Genomic DNA, 21,995 nt, shown 5'->3' with positions numbered 1-21,995 from the left:
GGTCTATTACCATACTATAATGTAAAAGCACCTGAGTGGGGTATTTATTGCCATAAATTTATATAATTGAACGATGATTAAATAGTATGGAAGGGTTTTACAAGCAAAATGGTACATCTATAAATACTTTTTGGGTTGCCATGCCGGTAATGCGAAATTTAATATTACTTAGTGCAAGGAATGATGCAGAAGTAAATACCATTTGTAGTGCAGGTAACATTAATCGGGATGATCTGAGCAAGATAGAAATGAAAGTTTCGCTTGAAGCAAACATTGCCATTATGGATGCTATGCTTCAAATTTCTGCCGACAAAAATCTGGGACTCCACTTAGGAGAAAAGGCAACACCTCCCATTATAGGTCAGGCCGGTCATTTACAGCAAAGCGATAGGGATGTACTCTCTGCCTTCAAAAAAACAGTGTACTTTACCCGGACGTTTACAGCATTGTATGATTTTGCCCTTGAAGAAAAGAATAATGAAATTCATCTTCATTATGAACCTGTTCAATTATGGAATGATATAGATCCGGAAACGGCAAGGCATGGTGTAGATATCCCATTTGCGGCAACCCTTAATTTCATAAAAGTACTTTCTGGCCAAACGGTATACCCGGTAAAGGTATTTTACAGATACCCAAAAGTTTCTGATACTACCGAACATGAAAGGATCTTTAAATGCAGGCCAGGTTTTAATCAGCCCTGTAATTGTATTGTATTTAACAAAGCAGATTTAGAAATTCCTATTTTGGGATATAACCCAAAACTAAATGCTGTTATCGAAAACATGCTCCACGAAAGGTTAAGACAAGCAGCAGAAGGAGTAAGGTTTAGTGCAAAAGTAAAGGAAGCCATTTTGAATAATTATCAATTTGACTTCCCTCAATTAGAAAACATAGCTGTCTTTTTAAATATTACCCCCCGAACTTTACAAAGAAAATTACAAGACGAGAATACAACTTATAGAACACTCAGTGATCTGGTAAAGTATGAGCTTGCAGCTGCTTTGTTGAAACATAATGAACTGTCTATTTCGGAAATTGCCTATAAGCTTGGTTATACCGATCCGAGCACTTTCAGAAAAGCCTTTAAACAATGGAGTGGAAACACACCTGCAGATTACAAAAGCAAAATTACGCTTTAAATTTAACCCAAATATATTCGTCATACACGTTATTATTTTTAATAACAGACTTTTTATGAATGCATTCTAGTGCATATCCATTCTTCTCTAATACCTTCATAGATGCCTTATTATATTCAAAAACGCCAGCTTCTATCCTTGTGATATCAAAAGTTTTAAAAGCATAATCGGTCATCAATTTAATAGCTTCAGTTGTAATTCCCTTACCCCAAAATGGTTCGGCAACCCAGTAACCAATTCTAGCATTAAATCTATAAACATTCTCTTTTGGGGTAATACCAATATCCCCGCAAAAATTCCCATTATAAAAAACAAGAAACCTCTCGGCGGTTATTTTATCTAGGTTTTTTTGAAACAATTCTATTCCATCATTTCTGGTATAAGAATTAGAGGGCATATCTAATTTATTGTTCAATATGCTTGGGTTGTTCTTAAATTTAACAAACTCATCAAGATATTGAATATCATAATGAACTAATTTAATCATGTAGACTATAAAATAACATTATACATTTTACCTAATGATTGCTACTAAACATATCTCGATACATTTTCCAGCCATCTTTTGTTTTTTTCCAAAGTACCAGATATTTTCCATCATCTATAACTTTATCATTTCCATCCTGAGCCTCCAAACGCCCTACTTCTGTAATATAGCCTTCGCCACTACTATGAATTTCCGTTTGGATAAATCTGCCACCGCGAACTCCTGCCGCATAGGCATGCTTAAAAAATTTGTCCATTTCTTCTTTACCGCATATCGTTTTAGAATTTGGAGGCATAATACACGCATCCTCTGCATAACAGGTTAAGATGGATCCGTCATTTTTAAGGAATAAGCTACGATAAATCGCGTTGCTCTTTGCAATGGCAACTTTTGCTTCTTCAAGCATTTCATTTTTTTTTGATTGTGATTGGCAGCCGATTGAAAACATCAATAAGGCACTCAGCATTACTGGAAAGATTGATTTCATGATTTTTATATTTAAGTGATTTTAGGTTTTCATCAGTATAAATTTGTTTTCAACATAATCCTTATTTCAGAAAAGGTTGAACCAATTCGACAATTTTTTGGGCTCGCATAATTAATCCCACATGGCTTGTGTTTGGTAGAATAGCCAATTGCGATTTTGGAAATCCTTCCATATCAGCGAATACATTACCACCACATAGTTGATATAACTTTGCTTTATGAACTAAGTCAACACCATCATTATCTCCAAATACAAACAGTGTTTGTGCTTTAATATTTTTCAGATTTTCATCGCCCAAATCAAAGTCTTCAGTGTCGAATTTTATAAATTTGCTTACAAAGCCATGCCATTTTTGTTCATTAGCATAGCTACTTTCATGTGCCGCTTTGTAGGGTGTTTGGTCCAAAAAATCAGGCTTCAACGATTTTAGCATTGTTCGCATTTCAGGTAACCATCCTGTGTATTGATAGGGAGTAGAAAGTATCACTAGTTTATTTACTAACTGAGGCTGCTGTATAGCAACCTGCATGGCTACTGTTCCGCCTACGCTAAAGCCCATCATGTCGGCTTTGTCAATCTTTAAATAGTGCAATAACTCAATTACATCACTTGCCAATAATTTATACGAAAAGGGTCTTTCAATATCCTTTGTATGTCCGTGACCTTGTATTTCTACAGCAATCACTTTCCTTGTTTTTGATAAGTCAGGAATTAAGCTACTCCAGCAAAGGCCAATGGTTTGATAGGCTCCATGTATTAAAACAATTGGTTTACCCTGTCCATAAACTTCATAATACATTTTCAATCCGTTTACAGGTGCATAGCCTGCTGTATCGGGCTTTTGTAAAACAGATTGTTGAGCCATTATTATCGTTGTAATGAAAAGACAAACAGCAGTTAAGATGGTTTTTACCACTACTTTGAATTTAGCTTTCATACCTTATACTGCTTTTGATTTGTATTGAATAAATGTAATTCCACAAGCAAAGGTTTTCGATTGGACGAGCTCTAAACTCGTTCTATTGTGAAACGGCGCCAAACCATTTCCAATGGCAATTGGATGGATGTAGAGGTTATACTCATCAATAAGATTTTCGCTAATCACATTCGATGCAAAATTATGCCCCCCATACATAATTATGTCGCCGCCATCTTGTTGTTTCAAGTTGTTGATTTCAGTTTTAAGATCTTTAGTTGCAAGAGTTGTATTCTCCCAAACTGATTTTGTAAGCGTATTTGAGAAAATAACCTTGTGCGTATCGTTCATTTTTTTTACGAACACTGGATCTTCTCCTGCAGGGTCAGCTAGCCGTTCTTTCCAAGTTGGAATAAAGCCCTCTGCCAATTTTCTTCCCAACAAAATACAATCAACAGGGGCAGCTAATTCATTTAAATGCTTTTTTAATTGCTGATCAAAATCCCAAATCATCCAATCCATTTCTTGGTTTGGGCCAGCACAATAACCATCAAGAGACAGTTGCATTTGTAATTTAAGTTTACGCATGGTACATCGATTAATTTAATCAAATTTAAAAGGACTGTTCATCCCGATCTGGTATTTAATACGACAAAAAAGGGAGAGAATACGATATTAATTTTCTTGTATGCTGGATTTCTGAAATAATTTTATTCAGATCTGCGAATGATAAAATAGTACCTTACAAAAGGTTGTCGTGTAATTTAAGTATCAAAAGAACCGAATTAAGTTGTTTTTATACAGGCTATTATGCTTAATAAGAACGAAAGTATTGAGGCATATGTACGAATATGATGGAGATTGTTCCAGTTGGTTTCAAATATATCTCTTGTAATTTTCAGGTTTTCTGATGACGTGTTTGTAATATCAATTTTTTCGAGCATTTCATTGAGCGGCACATTACCGAATGCAGTAACGCCGAATACGCCAATTGCATATACAAGCAAAGCCACCAGCAGAAAGTAAAAAGAAAGGGTATCATTATGTTTATAACAAAGCCAGCAACTTATTGGCAATACAATCATGCTTCCAATAAAGCTCAAAAAGAAATAAGGGTTAATAATTTCCTTGCTAATGGATTGAAACGATTGCAAATATGCTTTATCCGAGAGGTTGCCTAAGCCTTTAATTACCGAACAATCATAGCCATAAAAAAGCCCAGCCAGTAATCCAGTTAATAACACTGTAGCTATCTGCACCCATTGCATTGTTGATACATTTATGGTTGGTTCCATATTCCTGTTTTTATTGTTTTATTAATGTATTCTTGAAACGATGTTGGTTTTCTCTTTAAAACGGTTTCAACATCATTTGTTATAAACTCATTTCTACCATCTAACACTTGGGTAAACAAATAGCTTATTAACGAGATAAACTCTTCCGATAGTTCATAGCTTCTAAGCATATCTGTATAATCGTGTATGCTGATTTCAGCATATTGGATTTCTTTTTTTATAGCGGTGGCGATAAGAGAGACAGCTTTTTCAAATGATAATAATGTAGGGCCAGTTAACGAGTAGATTTGATGCGAATGAGCATCATCCATTAAAGCTTCCACAACAACATCGGCAATATCATCTGCATCTACAAAAGGCTCATCGGCATTTATTTTTGGCAGTATCATTTCGCTAGCTAATATCGAATCGAGCAAGAAGCCTTCACTAAAGTTCTGCATAAACCAACTTGCCCTTACAATTGTCCAATCTAGCCCCGATTTTATAACCAAATTTTCACATAATTCTGCTTCATGTTCTCCCCTTCCCGATAGCAGGACTAGTTTTTGAACTCCGGCATATTTAGCTTTTTGAACAAATGATTGTATAATCTGTTGTGCCTGTGGAATAGCTATGTCGGGTTGAAAAGTGATATATACTTTTTCAATTCCTGATAGCGCAGCATCCCAGGTTTCTTCTTTATACCAATCAAAAAAGGGTGCTATATTTCTTGAACCAGTTCTAATAGGAATGCCTAGCTTTGCAAGTCTATCAATCACTCTTCGGCCTGTTTTACCAGTGCCACCCAGTACTAAAGTTGTATTATCCATATTTTTATATTTAGTTAAGCATTAATAATCCGTATCATGATTTATCGTTCCAGATCAATATCATGAGTTCCTGTTTTTTTGATAAGCTGGTACCCAAATCCGAGTACAAATAGAATTGAACCAAGCAAATAAATATTTAGACCAATCTCAGCCAGTACTTTTAGCTCGAAAACATTTCCCATAGCATCTATCAGTGTTGCTATTCCGGTAACCACAGCAATGATTCCGATCACTTTTTGATCATCGTATAAAAGCCTTCCTATCCCGATAAACCAAACAGAGGCAAACAAGGCCTCCAGTATATTCCAAAGCCCTTTGGTTACAATGGTGGTTAAAACAGAAATGACAAGGGTAATAATTTTGGATTCATCGCCCGAAGCATTTAGAAAATCGTGCATCAACGGTGGCCAGGCTACAGCAAGCGTAACGGCACCAATTGCACCTATCAGCACATAACACAGGCCGCTATTTGTAAAGAGTGAAAGCCAAGGTGTACGGAATCTGTATTGCTGATCGAGATAAAAAACAAGCGGGAGCAACAAGAGGTAATAACCGAACATATCCAAAATATTAAACCAATAAGCGGCTTTAAACTGATCTGCATATTGCAGAATGAGTTTTGGGTCGGAAAATGCTTCGAAATTATAATTGACTGCTATGGCCCCTATCCATAAACAGGCTACGGATAAAATGCCGGAAAGTATGCTGATACAGCCTATGGCCTTGCGATAGTTCATAAAATTTGATTTAAAGTGTGGAGAGATATGCTTTCAATAATTCGATTCCTTCGGTGTGTGTAATCGTTGTTCCAAGTTTTGGCATGCTCTTCTTCTCCATATCAATGATGATCGACTTTTTATAGTTTCTTAAAAAGGTTTCATCAAATGGTGTTTCATAAGCTGGTCTGAACACAATTCTTTTACAACTACCGCCATCGTTATGACAATGGGCACAGTTAACATCCAGGTAAGCCCTGGCCCGTTCTTCGAGTGTATGGCTTGGGTCTTCCCAATTGGGTAAACGGCCAAATGATGACGGGTTAATATTTGCGAACAAGCCCTCATTTTGCAAGTGGGTTAACTGATTGATCGGAGCTCCGTTTCTGGTTACCGTTCTGTTTAAATTGCGGATTTTTAGGCCAATAGGTGTGCTTATATCAGCCGATTGGTGGCAGGTGTTACATTCGGTATTATTGGGTATATGGTAATTAACAGTTTTAGTAATGCCCTGCTCGTCTATCCAGGTGATGTTTTCTGCGGCACCTGTTGTAATCAGTATTGCATCATTCTGGCCATCATCCCATTTGTAGGTTGCTACATTCCATACATCTTGATGTTTAATCAATAACCTTGTTTCTATGATTTTCTTTCCCAATAAAGGGTTTTGCTTGTTTTTGTAATAATAAAAGGTTTTTACCAAGATTGTCCCATCCGGAAAATTCGGCAAACCATCGCCAGCAGGACTCAACTTTGTACCCTTAGGTAACTGAATGAGGCGCTGCTTTTCGGCATAATCTGTAAACAGGGCTGTTGAAAGTTCATAAACTTTAAATGTTGATTCTGGAACCAGCTCTGAAGGTTTCCCCTGAAAGATATGGTACTCCGATAATTTTTCCTTAAACGAAATGTTATTGGATAGGGTGATCAAAAAACTATCTTTTTGACACGATTGTATGTAGGTCATGCAGCTAATCGAAACTAGTATGCCTGCCATCGCCTTAAAGGTATTTGAAAACATCTTGTATCTTTTTTCTACAAAACTATCTTACCGGCTAGAAATAGAATGGCTAAAAGACGACAAAAAGCAGGATGAGTTGCGACAGAACGCAGGGAATGATAAAAAATATTTTTTTGAGGAGAAATGTAAAGAAAGGCCACCTTTAAAATCCGATAATTGGTGGATTTGAAGGATTAATCGGTGTAGCGGTTAGTTTTGGTGAGTTTTTATACTCAAATAAACCGCTGTTTTTAGTTTATAGGATTTATTGCTTAAAGTCCTGCCGGCAGAACTTTAAGCAATAATTTTATCATAGCTTAAAAGCCATATAAGGTAAGATCGCCGATAGCCACTTTACTTTTTTCAGGCTGAACGTCTGATATTTGAATTTTTAGGTATCTGATATTTTTGCCTTCAAAAAACACGGGCGCATAATCCTGTCCTGATACTTTTCTCAGAGTAATTAAATCAATCCATTTTATCCCATCAGCAGAACACTGAAGCGAATAGTTATACCAATCGCTGTCTTTGCCCCAAATAATGCGGTTGCCTTTCACTGTAACAGATTTTCCCAGGTCGATATTTATGGTTAAGGGAAGTAGCTCTCTTGATGCTGTCCAGATTGTTCTCGGATCACCGTCAATTAATTTCTCAAATTCCGAGGTACCTATCTCTTCATGAAAACCGAACATATTTGGCATTAGCTTAATGATTGGAGGCAATTGATCAGATTTTATGTCTGCGGTAACCGTATCGGCAGTTTCTGCTTCACTTTTCCATTTTATGTGGTCACCATCAGCTGCGTAAATTCCTTTGTAAGGCACAGCAACTACTGTTTTGGTTGCAGGTTTAAGGCCAGGTGAGGAAGCGGTTATATTGATATTACCTGCGTTTTCGCTGGTGCGGATGATGCCATAACCGATACCTCCTTCAGTTTGTTGATCGGAGATTTTTAAGCGTGTCTTATTTGCGCCTATCAATGTCCCTTTTCCTGAAACACTTAAGTTGATCGGGTAAGTCTGTAGCTGTTCTTTGTTACTGATCACTGTTCCATTCCGATCACACACTTTAATGTAAATTGGGATCATATCTGAGCCATCGGCTATAGGACTGATCCCACGGTCAGCAACTTCGATTTCTAAATGGTCGGGCTGTTCTGGAGTTCTGACCACATGCGAACAGGTTATTTTACCATCTAATATCCCTTCGGCCCTTAGTATACCTGGCTCATAAGCATTCGTTTTAAACTCAAAGTACGGGCTACCGCCTTTAGCGGCAACAAATGGCGATGTTTTTGCATTTTGCGCCCTTGATATTTCACCCAATAAGCGGTTGTTACGGTAAAGCCTTACCTTATCGCAATTTGAAAAAATAATCAGATTAGAATCAATACTGGGGTTATTATTATAACTGGCAATAAAAATATTTGGGCCATATACCGGATTTCGGGCATCTTGCATCGCTTTTAACTGGTAGTAACCAAACTTTTCATAGCGGTCGATATCCACCACGCCGCTGAATGCGGTAAGTGGGTCCGATCCCCGGGTATAATCGTTAAAGCTCCAGAGAAAATATCCTCCCATCCGCTTATTGGCGTCTAACTTGGCATGGTCCCAATAACCACCTTCTTCTTCGAGCATCGTTCCGTTCAGTGCATTCTGCCTCAGTGTACACTGGGCAATCAGTCCTTTTGCGGTGTACATCCGCGATGCCCTTAAGCCGTTTTCCTTCTTGGGGTCGGCAATCCAGGTGTCGCCCCATTCGCGTGTGAGCGATGGCATTGAAGGCATTGGGTCGGTGCCGTCTTCGTTGATTACCTTATAACTTACATCGTAATATTTTTTTCCTTTAGCAAAGAAATCATCGGCAGTGAACATCTGGTTATTTGGCATTTCCTCGTGAGCGATGCGCACTACTTCTTTTGCCCAATAATCGGGTGTTGGTGATTCGTTGAGCGATGTTTCCCACAAAAATACCGACGGCCGGTTACGGTCCCGTCTGATCATTTCCCGTACCTGCTCATAGCTTCGCTGGATAAATACCGAATCTTTATTAAAGAACTGCCAGCCTGGTTCGCATTCGATTACCAATAGGCCCAATTGATCGCATGCATCTAAAAATACCGGAGACTGTGGGTAATGTGATGCCCTGACTGAATTAAACCCTCCTTTTTTGAGCTGTATCGCATCACGCCACTGCATAGATTCAGAAGCGGCATCACCGATGTTCTGGTAGCTTTGGTGGCGATTGGCCCCACGTAGGTAAAGTTTTTCGCCATTTAGATAAAAACCATCGGCTTTCCCATTCGCCGAAGCAAAAGAAATCGTTCTAATGCCGATGGAGGTAACTTTTAGATCAACTAGCGTTTTACCATCATATATTTTTGATAATAGTTGATATAAGTGAGGATGATCAGGATGCCATAGTTTAGGTTTTAAAACCGTAAGCTTTTGTACATACTCCTGATCAGAATGGCCTGCTAATAAACTTTCTGAACTTACAGTGGCTATTTTTTGCCCGTTTTTATCCTGTATAATGGTAAGCACTTTAAGGTTAGCGGTGCTATTGCTGCGGTTAACCACATGAGTTTTGATGCTCACCTCAGCCTTTTGTTTATCTACCTTTGGAAAGGAAACAAATAAACCACCGCCCGCTATTTTCTTGGCCTCTAATGCATCTGATATATGTATTTTATTACTGAACTGGAGCGTTACACTGCGATAAATGCCACCGTAATAGAGGAAATCCATTTTAGCCTGCGCCTTTCCCGGTGGGGTTAAAGGATCATCCTGGTTCGATACACGTACCGCCAGTACATTATTGGTTCCATATCTTACTTTATCGCTTATATCTACATTAAAAGCCAGATAACCACCAAAATGCTCCTTCAGCTTTTCGCCGTTTAAAAATACCGCACAGTTTTTCTGTACCCCGTCGAAATTTAAGGTAATACGTTTCCCTAAGCTGGCTTTATCGATTTTGAAATACCGGCGGTACCAGCCAATACCGGTATAGTTATTATTGCCTCCATTATGCTTTGGCTCAAGGCGCATGGTATGTGGAATACTTACAGCGGTCCAATTTTCATCGTTGTATTTTATGGCCTCTGCTCCAGGTGCATCACCCCGGAAAAATGCCCAGTTGGTATTAAAATTTAAACTGAGCCTGGGAGAGGCAGCAGGGGTTTGACTAAAACCATAGGAGGTAAATAATACAGATAAAAAGAAGGCAAATAATCTGAAGTTAATTTTCATGGTAGGGGAATGGTATCACTGGTGGAGATATGTTCATCTTGTAAATTACTTTTTTATCGTTTTGTAGTGGTAATCGGATCATTTTACCTCATCGGTATCGCGCATCATTTTTGATTTCTTAATTGGGGTTTTCTTCACCGGTACCTGTTTTTTTGGTGAGTTTCCGCTTACAAAAAAGCTTTTTTGTAACCGGATATCATCATAAGATGCACCTATCATTGCCTTAAATTCCCCAGGTTCCAATACTACTTTATTGTCGACATTGATCAGCGTCAGATCATCGGGAACTATTTGGAACGTTACCCATTTCGATTCTTTAGCTAACAGCGGGATACGTTCGAAGCCACGCAATTGTTTCTCGTAGGTTGTGGTAGAACTCACCACATCATTGATGTATAACTGTACGACTTCATCACCGGCTAAATTACCGGTATTGGTTATTTTACAACGGATACTGACCTTTCCGGTTTTACTCTCAATACTATCAACTGAAAGACTGTCATAGGCAAACTTGGTGTAAGATAATCCATACCCAAAACAGTATAAAAGCCCTTTGTTGGCCACTGAATAATTGTTCATTGGCTCCCAATTGGCATTTGGTTTTGCCGGAATGTTGAAAGGAAGCTGTCCTACGGATTTCACCCAGGTTCCATTTAATTTACCACCCGGATTATACTCGCCTTTTAATGCCTCGGCAATGGCCTGCCCACCCTGCGCACCAGGGTAAGGTGCGCTCAGTATCGCTTGACAGTATTTTTGGGCATAGTTGATGGAGGCTGGTCGTCCCCAGATTAATACCAGAACGATCGGTTTACCTGTTTTTTGCAGCGCCTCTAGCAGCCTCTCTTGGTGTCCGGGTAAATCCAAACTGCTCCGTGTACGGCTTTCACCAGATGTACTTGTTCCATCGCCCAGCACCAGTACCGTTACATCGGATTTCAAAGCCAGCTCAACAGCTTCTTTAATAGATGTGTTTTCATCGGTAGTCAGGGTATCGGGAATCAGTTCGCTTTCAGGCCACCCTTTATTAACCAGCTCGATTCCTTTTGCATAGTTAATCACGACATTCTCGCCCTTGTAAACATTTTTCAAGCCATCGTATACGCTGGTAAATGCAGCAAAGTCCATAGGCCCATAATGTGTCGGCACGTAGTTGTTTTTGTTGGCATTTGGGCCAATAACTGCAATTTTTTGGAAATTCCCTTTTAAAGGGAGCAAATCGTTTTGATTCTTCAACAATACCAAGCATTCTCTGGACGCTCTTAAGGCAGCTTTGAGGTGTTCTTCGCTTGAAATCGTTTTTTGTGCTGCCTCGGGCTGGCCGGTATAAGGGTTATCGAACAGGCCCAGCCAAAACTTTACATACAGCACATTTTCTACAAGCTCATTAATCCGCTGGATAGGAATCTTTCCCTCTTTAACTAAAGCCCTGACGTTTTGAATGTATTCAGTTGGGTCATTGAAGTCTGTTCTTACATTTAGTCCGGCTTTCAGCGCCATTAAACAGGCTTCTTTGTGATCAGCGGCTACATGATGGATATCCGAAAGCCGTTCAATTGAATAACTATCTGAGACCACATAACCCTTAAAGCCCATTTCTTTTCGGAGTTTGGTAGTAAGATAATAATAATTTCCAGCCATTGGAATCCCATTGTAATCGTTGTAAGAACTCATAACCCCAAGTGAACCGGCCTCTTTGAAAACTTTTCGAAAGGGATATTCATGAATATAATACATTTCAGATGGCGTAATATGTGGATCGGTACGGGAATCCCACTGGCGGGCGGCTTTGGTATCGCCGTAGCCAACATAATGTTTAGGCGTAGATACGACATGTTCTGATTGGATTCCCTTCGCCATAGCTACGCCCATACGTGCCACCAGGTAAGGGTCTTCACCCAGGGAACCTTCCCATCTTCCCCAGCGCTGATCTCTTGTTACATCCAAAATTGGTGCATAAACATTCGTATACCCCAATACCCGTGCTTCTTTACCCTCTACTCTACCCATTTCAAAACCGAGCTCCTTATCCCAGGTACAGCCTAATGCATTCATCGAGGGGAAACTTGTGGCATGTCTTGCGGTTAGGCCCCTAATGCCTTCATTTGTGAAATCAACCGGAATACCCAAACGGGTATATTCAACGAAAAAACGCTGTGTTTCGTTAATGGCCACCGCATTATTAAAAGGAGTTTCGTTTTCTTTTATCCTTGGGGTATTATTAATATGTTCATCAATATTTGCAATACCATCCTTAAAGATCATGCTGGTCCATTTTCCTGTTGGCAGGCTGTCGGTTAATACCTTTCCATGGCCATAATAGGTGGCTAATTGACACGATTTTTCTTCCAATGTCATTTGAGAAAGTAAATTGGTGATCCGTTTTTGTATCGGTTGGGACGGATCTTCATACAGGTCTTTTTTGTTATTTTTATTAAAGTCTACCCAGCCCTGATGGTAAATTTCCGTCTTTTTGGGGAAGGGGATATCAGCATTTTTGCTGGCAGGTTTAAGCTTTGGAGCAGTCTGTTGTCCCAGGGTGGCTAAGGATGCCACCAATAAAACAGTGGACAGGAATAGGGTCTGTACTTTGCCTTTTATATTGTTCATAAATCTTTTTTAATATTGTGAAATGGTCATTCCCCTGATTTCCGCCCCGTTGATGGTTTGTTGTAAGCCCAGGGTGATCACATTTTTTTTGTTTTTTCCAAGATGGAGCCAGCACTCTGGTAAATAAAATTCACGTTGCGGACCAGCCTCCCAATAACGGCCTATATTGTGCCCGTTAAGGTAAATAAAGCCATTGCCAGAGGCATTGATCAATAAACGGGACAAAGCCTCCCTGTTAAGGGATTTAGAAAGTTCAAATTCAGTTCTGTACCAGGTAAATAAAGCATTTTGTTTTCCTTTTGGTTGTATGTTATTTCCTTTTCGGGCAACTTTAAATGTGGTATCTAATTTTATCTCTTCCCAGGAACGGTCATTATAACCGGGTGAAATAAAATGATTTTTAATGCCAGCTAAATCGGTAGCTATCTGCCAACTAATGGCCTTTTGTATATTGTTAACTGTATCGCTATAACCAGCATTGCGTATACCACACAACTCTTCCATTGGATAATAACCGTGCTCATGGCCAATATTTTCATATACCACGATAAGCTCATTTTCTCCCGGATGCAACAAGCCTGCAACATTGAAGATATTATCGTAGTCGTTCTCTTTTATTCTTTGGAAAGATTTGTTTACATTTCTGCTCACACTGGCTGCATATTTATCAGTAGGGTATAAGCGCGGCGCTATTTTGCCGTTTACCTGCAGGTTTAAAATGTCTCTGGAAAATGTATTGAACATTAATTTAGAAAACTGGTCTGCCTGTTTTTGGGTTAGTTTGTCATTTGCACGGTAGAGTACATAGCGGCAATCGTTAACGCCTAATTCCGGCAAGGAGCGGTTTGAGGAAAGTGACTGCCATTTGGCTTTGAAATCTTCATTGTGCACCTTCACCGCTTTAATTGATAGACTGGTTTTGGTTTCTTTTGCTTCCTTTTTGTTGTTTTGTAAACCCCACCAAATACCCTGCTTGGCAATGACTCCGGGTGGAATGACCAATACTTTTGTTTCCAAGGAATCTAAATCATAGACGATTTCAAACGCTGGTTCGGCAGCTAAATCACTTTTTTTAACGGTATTTACTTTGATTAAAACTTTTTCTTCGTTTTGGTTTACATTGTAAATAGGCGCCGAGGCCGATGCATTTGCCCCTGGTTTGATTAAGGCTGTTCCATGAATCTGTTTTTTTGCAGTGCTATTGTGCAGAAAAACAAACCTGGTCCCATCCTGGGCAATGCGCATTCCCCCAACTAATTCAGCTGGGGCTTTTTCAAATGTGCAGACGCCACCTTTAGAATGGATGAGCTGCTGTTGATATTTTTTGATGAAATCACCAATATTTTGGGCCGCATAATATTTTTTTGATAAGCTGCCATCTTCTTTGATTGCCGCATTGTAATCATAACTGGTTGTTTGCCCCCTTGCCCCCCAGCCAGCGAAATTTGTGCCACCATAGATCATATAATAATTCAATCCGGTGGCGCCTCCCAAAATCGACATCATGCCCACCGCATAAAAATGTTTATCGTTTGATTCATGCTCTTCGCTCAGCCTGCCAGTCACAGTAGAAAACCATCCGCCCTGCAGTTCAGTAACGAAGCCCGGCGCGTTGGGCTGTCTATGTTTTAGATCTTCCATCCGTTTAGCGCAGCTAATGGCATCGTTTAAATCCACATAGTAGTTGTCACAATCAAAAACATTTGAAAGCACGCTATCTTTGCTTCCCCGGCACTCGGAGGTAAGGCAGCTAAAAATGGGTACCTTAACACCTGCGTTTTTTACCCCTTGATATAAAGACTGTAAAAAAGCTTTTTTGTTAGTGGTTTCATGGGAATCGTATTCATTTTCGATCTGGACCATGATAATGCCTTTTTCTTGATCAGTTTTTCGGGTAATTTGCTCTTTTGCGATGATCTTACCTACTGCCTGATACCAATGCATACACCATTTTACATGCTCAGTATCATTACTCCTTAACCAAAATCCATCTATATTAGGACGGAATTTGGCCAGCCACCTTGGATATCCCCCGCCGGCCCATTCCGCACAAATGAAGGGTCCGGGGCGCACAATCGTGTAAAGGCCAAATTCTCTCTGCGCCATATGCAGCCACTCCTGCAGGTCTGAAAAATCAAACTGTGACTGATCCTGAATATCTTTTGGCATGTTCCGTTCGTGCCAGTTCCATGGTATATAGGTTTCTACGGTGTTAAAACCGGCAGCCTTTATTTTTTGAAACCGGTCTTTCCACAATGCTTTTGGGCACCTGAAATAATGGAATGCAGCGCTATATATAAAGATCTCTTTGTCGTTTATTTTTAAGGAACTACCATTATAAGACACCGTTTGGTGATCAGATCGATGGTTTTTACGAGGATCAGAATGAACCCGAGCCTGCGCGGAGGTATAGCAAAAACAGATTAGAACTATAATGGAAACGGATATTTTAATGTTAATTTTCATTTTTATAATGATAAGACTTCCTGCAACGACTGAACCAAAGTTTTATTGACCGTTTTTTAATCACCCTCATTGTTTTTCGCATAAGGCTGGTTCTCTCCTTTAAAATGGAACCAGTTAAAATCGGCATAGCCACCTTCTTCCTTTTTTGTACTGTAAGTAAGCAGCGCAAAGCGGTTTGCTGTCCAGTCATATCCAAGGGCCATCTTTAGCTGATTGCCGAAAGAAATAAATTTTTGACCGTCTGTGCTATATGAAAATGTTGCTGTAAAATCGATATGTGTTAAGTTTGCCCTTATCCAGAGTTTGTTCTGGCTAAAGTTTTTAATGCTATCTATTACTTTTCCATTGTTCACCATGATAAGTGTTTTTTGATTCCCGTCCTTTCTAACAGCGATATAGGCATAAGGCGATTGAAAGATGCCGAAACCGGCAATATTTCCATCTTTTAACTGGGAAACATCCATTTCAACCGTTCCCGCTGATAGGGGGCCCTGCACCCTTTGGGTGAGCGTGTTACGGGCTGTGGTCAGCGCTGATGCTTCGGTGGCGCGCAGGCGTAAATAACCCTTTCTTTCTTTCAGCGACCATTTTTTGTTGTCAGGATTATGGTTCCATTGCCATTGTAGCCCCAGTGTAGCGGAACTGAACTCATCTGATGCTGCAACCGTAGTAACCGGATATTTTTTTTTGACATCAGGTTTCTGATATACCAAAACACCTTTGCCGTCTTTGCCGAGCATAGGCCAGCCATCTACCCAGTTAACAGGCTCCAGGTTGGGTGTACGCCCGATAGGGCCACGGTCCTGCATAATGATAAACCACCACGAACCATCTTTGAGCTGGACCATTCCACCCTGATGCAGTCCGTTACCAGGATAGGTATGATCGTCATTAATGACTACTTTAGATTCGTAAGGGCCATAGATATTGTCTGATCTCAGGCAAACCTGTCGGCCTTTTGTGCCGCCGGTAGATCCCAGGATATAATACTTTCCCTTAAATTTGTACATGTGGGAGCCTTCCAGATAAGGGTATTGGGGATTATTATAAATTTCCTTTTGAGGGGTTTTTACCGATAAAGCATCGGCATTTAATTCTGTAATGTAGAGTTTCTGCTGTCCATGCGCAACATACACTTTGCCGTCATCATCGAAAAACAAACCTGGATCATACAGGTATTCAGGAAAGATTGTTCTCGTCCATGGACCTTTGATATCTTTTGCGGTACACATCGAAAAATTACCCTTTTCCTTGCCCCAATTGGGTGTGCAGAAGCCGACATAAAAAAGACCGTTTCGGTGTCTGATCGTAGCTGCCCACGAACCCCTTAAATACCTGTCGCCGCCTTTCAGGTCATACCGTGGATCTTCATCATAACGCTCAAGGGCATAACCGGCCATTTCCCAGTTCACCAGATCTTTAGATTTTAATACCGGACATCCCGGTACGTAGTGCATGCTGGTAGATACGAAATAGAATTCGTCATCAACCCTAATCAGGTCAGGATCGGGCCAATCACCCCAAAGTATAGGGTTTTTATAGGTTCCGTTGCCGTTATCCGCTGTCCATATAGGTTTTGCAGGAGATTGTGCCAACAGATGTGAAGAATATAATAAAAATGCGAAATGTAAAATCAGGGTTATTTTTTTCATCATTTAAAATTTATGGGCTAAAAGATGCTGCCCTTATAAATGTATCGGCTTTTTGGTTAGGATATAAAGATAAAGGGGTAAATAAATTACCCCTTTATCACTAATTTATAAAATATAAGCCATTGATTAACGGCTTTTAGTATCCTGGATTCTGTTTCAATGAATGGTTAATGTCAAATTCTTTCTGTGGAATAGGCCACAGGTAGTTTTTAGGGTCGAATGTTCTCGATCCTGCTACAAAATTTGAATTTGGGGTTAAAGTCAAGGCACCGTTGGCGGGGTTTACCGATCCCTTTAAACAGCCCTTTACATCTCCATTTAATACATCTGCACCAATTTTCCAACGTTGTATATCATACCAACGTAAACCTTCGCCTGCCAGTTCGGCCCTTCTTTCGCGGCGGATAAGTGCCCGTAATGAAGTCTGGTCAGGATACATCGCTGAAGTTACCGCAGGCATATTTACCGTAGGGCGTTGCCTTACCAGGTTAATGGCATTATAAACCGAAGCATCAATCTGGTTGGCTTCAATTTTTGCCTCTGCATAGGTCAGTAAAATTTCTGCGTAGCGGATAACAATAATACTTCCTCCGGTATTCCACACATCAGTTCCATAGGCGGTATTGTTATAATCGTCAATATTAGCAAGGTACTTTTTAAAGTTATATCCGGTTGGAGAGGCATTGTTGTTACCCACAAGATCGCTAGAAGATGCACTTATAGGATCGAAGTAAGAACCCATATACGATAATCCTGGGCGGATAACAGTTGCATCTAAACGTGGATCTCTGTTTGTATAAGGTTGAACTGCATTATATGTGCCGTCTTGCTGGATCGTTTTTCCGTTTGTGGTTTCGTATGCATCTACCAGTGCCTGTGTTGGTGCCATTGAGCTCCATCCACCAGAAGAATTGGGAAGTGCAGCGCCAAGTACCCACTCAGCATTGTCGTTCTGTAGATACTGTACATCTAAGATTACCTCTGCGTTATTGCTATTCTGTGGACGAAACAATCCTTCGTAATCAGGAAACAGTGTATAATTGAAGGGTGCAGTCATCAGCTGCTGGGCTGTGGCAATACAATCGGTATATTTTGCATTGAACAGCTCTGTCCTTGCTTTCAGAGCGAGTGCTGCACCACGTGTAATGCGGCCTATATCACTGCCCGAATAACTAACAGGCAATGAAGGTGCAATACTGGCGAGTTCCTGAAGAATAAAATCAACAACCTGAGCTTTCGGTGTACGTTGCAGCTTATTGGCCTCATCGGTCGAAAGGTTGTGCAGTGGAAATGGGACATCGCCATAAACCTGGCTTAAGATGGCATATTTATAAGCCCTTAAAAACCTGGCTTCACTTTTCATTCTGGTTTTTAACGTATTGTCGAGTGATGCCGAGGGAACTTTATCCACATTATCCAAAAACCAGTTACATCGTTGAATAGTTGTATAAGAGTATTTGTTTACCCCTGGGTCAGTAGCGGTAGCCAGTCCTGAGGCAAAGGTTTCATAACCTTCCCATGGAAACTGGTCAATGCCGTTGTCAGATATACAATCGTCGTATATTACATTATCGCCCGATTCCCAGCCGCTATAACATCCGGTTAGTGCCGCATTGGCATCCGCTTTTGATGCCCATAAGGTACTATTGCTGTATTGATCTAATGGTTTGGTATTTAGTATGTCTTTCTTACAGCCCGTAATTACAGCTGTAGAGAGAAGTATATAGATTAATTTCTTTTTCATCTGTTTGTTTTTTAAAATGTTACATTAAGGCCAAATGTATTTACCAATACTTGTGGGTAGTTATAAACGCTTCCTGCTGATCCGGATGCTGTGCTTGAGCTACTGGCTGCTCCTAGTTCAGGATCTATCCATTTGTAGTATTTGGTAAAGGTTAACAGGTTTTGACCGCTGTAATAAACTTTAACATTGTTTAAGCCTAATGTTTTAACCACATTTTTTGGAAGCGTATAGGCTAATGTTACGTTTTTAAGGCGCAGGTAAGAAGCATCTTTAACCCAGAAAGACGAAGGCGTACCAGTCGGATCGTTCTGTTTATAGCTGTACCATAACCTTGGGAAATCGGCATTGGTATTGGTTGGTGTCCATCTGTCCAAAAATACACTTGTAGGTTTTTGCACATCTGGTCCAACTTGTCCGATAAGGTTACCGCCCATGGCTTTTACAGCGGCAGCGCCCTGGAAGAATAAGGATAGTTCGAAACTTTTATAGCTGGAAGAGAAAGTAAGGCCATAATTGATTTTTGGATAAAAACTACCCAAATCAACTTTATCATTAGCATCTATTTTGCCATCGTTATTCTGGTCTTTATATTGTATATCGCCTGCAGCCACCTTATTGTTTAATACAGCTGTTCCGGTTACATCGGCCTGCGTTTTATAAATACCTAAAGCCTCATAGCCATACAGCGAATAAAAAGAGGTACCCACATCATAGAAGGTATTATCGTTAATTACTTTACCTCCTGTTAACTTGGTTACTTTATTTTCAATAAAAGAAATATTACCATTAAGGCTATAATTAAATTCTCCGGCTTTATCCTTGTACCCTGCACTGAACTCTATACCTTTATTGGTCATCTCACCATCAACATTTACATATGGAGCGGTAAAGGCATAGGTAGCGCTAGCCTGGGTCCGCATTAACGGATTTGATGTTTTTCTTTCGAAATAGTCCACTGAAATATCCAGCTTGTTATTTAAGAATGTAGCATCGATACCAGCACCCATTGATTGGGTTTTTTCCCATTGTAACAGAGGGTTTGCACCCGCATTTGGTGATAGGCCGGTTACCAGTACCTGATTAAACGAGTAGGTTTGTCCGCCCGCAATAGATTCGAAATAGGCATAGTTATTGGCAATCTGCTGGTTACCCAGCTTGCCCCATGAACCACGTAATTTTAATGAATTTACCGTATTTAGTGCACCAGCAAAAAAATCTTCTTTTGATATTACCCAACCTGCAGAAACTGCCGGAAATTTACCCCATCTGTGACCTTCGGCAAAACGCGAAGATCCATCAAAACGGAAATTACCTTCTAGCAGGTATTTTTCGTTAAAATTATAGTTAAATCTGGCAAATGCAGATTGCAGCGCCCAATCATTGGCATATCCTGATGTAGACTGGCCAAGAGCCGGCGCTGCATTGATCTGGGTTAGCTCATTGTTCAGGAAATTCTGGCGCTGGGCAGAAAAAGTGTTATATATGGAATGCTCTTGTGAAGCTCCAACCAAAATTTTGAAGTTATGTTTGTCAATATTTTTTTCGTAATCTGCCACGGCCTGCACAAGCGTATAGGTTGTCCTATCGGTAGCATTGGTTAAATTGTTTGGCCCTTCAAGCTTGGTTGGCGCTAACGGCGTACCCGCTGGGCCACCTTTATAATACTGTATTTCTGAAACATACTGCTGCTGCTGACCTAAGCCTAATCTATAACCAAAAGAAGGTTTGAAGTGTAGACCTTTTAATGGAGCCCAATCTCCCGCTACGTTACCGGTAACGGTATAATTCTGCCATTGGTTGCTTGATGGAGACTCTAACCAGGCCAGGGGACTACCATCAGATACATAACCTAAAGCTCCATTTTCCCATCTGGCAGGTACAGTATTAGAAATACGGTTTGCCATGCGGATAATTTGCGAAAAACTTGTGGCGTAAGTACTTACCGGCTCAGAAAAAGGAGCATATAAGAAGCCTAATTTTGCACTTAAGCCTAATTTTTCAGTTAACTGCGAACTAACGTTAAATAAGGCATTGTATTTCTGATATCTTGTTTTCTTTACATTTCCTTTTTGATCAAAATAGCCCAGCGAAACCATGTATTTTGATTTTTCATCGCCACCATTAATACTCACGTTATGGTTTTGTTGCCATCCTGTTTCCGAAAATATTAACGATGACCAATCAGTATCTGGATGCGCACCTGTTTTATCGCTACCATCTTTAAACAGCTGTATATCGTTATCAGTCCATCTGGGAGCGGCACCTTCGTTCACCCTCGCCTCGTTATATAACTGTGCCTGTTGCCATGCCGGTAAAAAATCTGGTGTTTTGGTAACCTGCTGTGGCCCGGCATACATATCGTAACGCATTTGCAAGCTGCCTTGTTTTCCTTTTTTGGTGGTAATTAAAATTACACCATTCGAAGCCCTGGCGCCATAAATAGCCGCAGAAGCAGCGTCTTTAAGTACTGAAATACTTTCAATATCATTCGGGTTTACATCCCCCATAGCGCCTGGTACGCCGTCTACAATAATAGCAGGACCGGCGCTCGCGCCACCTGATCCCAATCCGGATCCAATACCCCTAATTCTGATTGTACCCCCATCCCTACCTGGTTGTCCATTGCCGGTGGTAATACTTACCCCTGCAACCTTGCCCTGGATGGCGTTGGTAACACTGGTAACGGGCCTATTTTCCAAATCTTTTGCAGAAACGGTACCAATTGCCCCGGTTAAATTAATTTTCTTTTGCTGCCCATAACCAACAACTACCACCTCGTCGAGGTTGTTTACCGAAATTTCTAATAGTACATTAAGGTTGGTTTGATCGGTTACGGTAACTTCTTTAGTTTTGTAGCCCAAAGTAGAGAATACCAATGTTTCTCCTTTTTCTGCTTTAATGCTAAAAGAGCCATCGGCGGCAGTACTGGTTCCTTTACCGGTACTTTTTAGAATTACCGATACACCCGGAATTGGTCCGTTATTATCGGCTACTATACCTTTTATGGTAATTGGATCTGGAGCATTAGCGGCGCTATTGATGCGCAGATCTGACTTTTCGTTGGTTTTAAAAATAATAACACCCGATTCTCCTTCTTTATACTGAAACTGGGTTCCGTTTAAAATGGCATTTAAAACGGCTGGAAGTGCTTCGTTTTTAAAATTTAATTGTTTTGTAGAAATTTTGCGGAGCTCGTTGTGGTTGTAATTAAACGGCATTTTTGAAATATTGCTTAACCGTCCGAATGCTTTTTCGAGTGTTTCTCCATTAAAACTGATGGTTACCTTAACGGTACGGATATCCTGGAACTTGTTAAGCGCCCAGCTGCCCAGTGAAACGGTGGACAATAGCGCAACTATCCCTAGTTTTGCTAGCCTCCGCGTTAGTGTTTGTAATTTTTGCTTCATGTATTATAAT

The 21,995-nt window shown here is 40.3% G+C and carries 15 protein-coding genes; 1 reads left to right on the top strand and 14 read right to left on the bottom strand.

All coding sequences use genetic code 11. The annotated features are described in order from the left end of the window. Positions 1-86: 86 nt before the first annotated feature. Positions 87-1,142: an AraC family transcriptional regulator gene (locus AC1DNH_RS09055; RefSeq protein WP_477625325.1), complete on the top strand. Its 1,056-nt coding sequence runs from the start codon at positions 87-89 to the stop codon at positions 1,140-1,142. On the opposite strand, the gene AC1DNH_RS09050 is transcribed toward AC1DNH_RS09055, so the two are convergent. The 14 genes from AC1DNH_RS09050 to AC1DNH_RS08985 all read right to left on the bottom strand — a co-directional run bounded on the left by AC1DNH_RS09050 (position 1,132) and on the right by AC1DNH_RS08985 (position 21,985). Continuing rightward, positions 1,132-1,629 carry a GNAT family N-acetyltransferase gene (locus AC1DNH_RS09050; RefSeq protein ID WP_477611094.1) on the bottom strand — a complete coding sequence of 166 codons (498 nt, stop codon included), beginning with the start codon at positions 1,627-1,629 and terminating at the stop codon, positions 1,132-1,134. The genes AC1DNH_RS09055 and AC1DNH_RS09050 overlap by 11 nt on opposite strands. Positions 1,630-1,660: 31 nt before the next feature. Continuing rightward, positions 1,661-2,116 carry a YybH family protein gene (locus AC1DNH_RS09045; protein ID WP_036669483.1) on the bottom strand — a complete coding sequence of 152 codons (456 nt, stop codon included), beginning with the start codon at positions 2,114-2,116 and terminating at the stop codon, positions 1,661-1,663. Between the two features lie 61 nt (positions 2,117-2,177). After that, on the bottom strand, positions 2,178-3,053 hold the full coding sequence (locus AC1DNH_RS09040; RefSeq protein ID WP_477583533.1) for an alpha/beta fold hydrolase: 876 nt from the start codon (positions 3,051-3,053) through the stop codon (positions 2,178-2,180). Between the two features lie 3 nt (positions 3,054-3,056). Next, positions 3,057-3,620, bottom strand: a complete 564-nt coding sequence (locus tag AC1DNH_RS09035; RefSeq protein WP_477625324.1) for a dihydrofolate reductase family protein — start codon at positions 3,618-3,620, stop codon at positions 3,057-3,059. 197 nt (positions 3,621-3,817) lie between these two features. Next, positions 3,818-4,327 carry an anthrone oxygenase family protein gene (locus tag AC1DNH_RS09030; protein WP_477583530.1) on the bottom strand — a complete coding sequence of 170 codons (510 nt, stop codon included), beginning with the start codon at positions 4,325-4,327 and terminating at the stop codon, positions 3,818-3,820. Continuing rightward, positions 4,312-5,136, bottom strand: a complete 825-nt coding sequence (locus tag AC1DNH_RS09025) for an NAD(P)H-binding protein (protein WP_477583528.1) — start codon at positions 5,134-5,136, stop codon at positions 4,312-4,314. Before AC1DNH_RS09025 ends, AC1DNH_RS09030 begins: the two co-directional genes overlap by 16 nt. Positions 5,137-5,177: 41 nt before the next feature. Then, positions 5,178-5,873, bottom strand: coding sequence for a hypothetical protein (locus tag AC1DNH_RS09020; protein ID WP_477583526.1), 696 nt, complete (start codon positions 5,871-5,873; stop codon positions 5,178-5,180). Between the two features lie 10 nt (positions 5,874-5,883). Further along, positions 5,884-6,849, bottom strand: coding sequence for a hypothetical protein (locus AC1DNH_RS09015; protein ID WP_477583524.1), 966 nt, complete (start codon positions 6,847-6,849; stop codon positions 5,884-5,886). Positions 6,850-7,169: 320 nt separating this feature from the next. Then, entirely contained in the window at positions 7,170-10,106 is a 2,937-nt protein-coding gene (locus AC1DNH_RS09010; protein ID WP_477625323.1) for a glycoside hydrolase family 2 TIM barrel-domain containing protein, read from the bottom strand. A gap of 78 nt (positions 10,107-10,184) precedes the next feature. Further along, positions 10,185-12,716 (bottom strand): glycoside hydrolase family 3 N-terminal domain-containing protein, encoded by a 2,532-nt coding sequence (locus tag AC1DNH_RS09005; RefSeq protein WP_477610281.1) that lies wholly within the window; start codon positions 12,714-12,716, stop codon positions 10,185-10,187. Between the two features lie 9 nt (positions 12,717-12,725). Then, on the bottom strand, positions 12,726-15,182 hold the full coding sequence (locus tag AC1DNH_RS09000; RefSeq protein WP_477625322.1) for a glycoside hydrolase family 35 protein: 2,457 nt from the start codon (positions 15,180-15,182) through the stop codon (positions 12,726-12,728). 56 nt (positions 15,183-15,238) lie between these two features. Further along, positions 15,239-16,834 (bottom strand): glycoside hydrolase family 43 protein, encoded by a 1,596-nt coding sequence (locus AC1DNH_RS08995; protein ID WP_477581123.1) that lies wholly within the window; start codon positions 16,832-16,834, stop codon positions 15,239-15,241. Positions 16,835-16,970: 136 nt separating this feature from the next. Further along, positions 16,971-18,578, bottom strand: coding sequence for a RagB/SusD family nutrient uptake outer membrane protein (locus AC1DNH_RS08990; protein WP_477581121.1), 1,608 nt, complete (start codon positions 18,576-18,578; stop codon positions 16,971-16,973). An 11-nt stretch (positions 18,579-18,589) separates the two neighbouring features. After that, on the bottom strand, positions 18,590-21,985 hold the full coding sequence (locus AC1DNH_RS08985) for a TonB-dependent receptor (RefSeq protein WP_477581119.1): 3,396 nt from the start codon (positions 21,983-21,985) through the stop codon (positions 18,590-18,592). Positions 21,986-21,995: the final 10 nt, after the last annotated feature.

Source organism: Pedobacter sp. 01N310, assembly GCF_056399805.1.
This window is presented reverse-complemented; position numbering and strand designations above follow the sequence as displayed.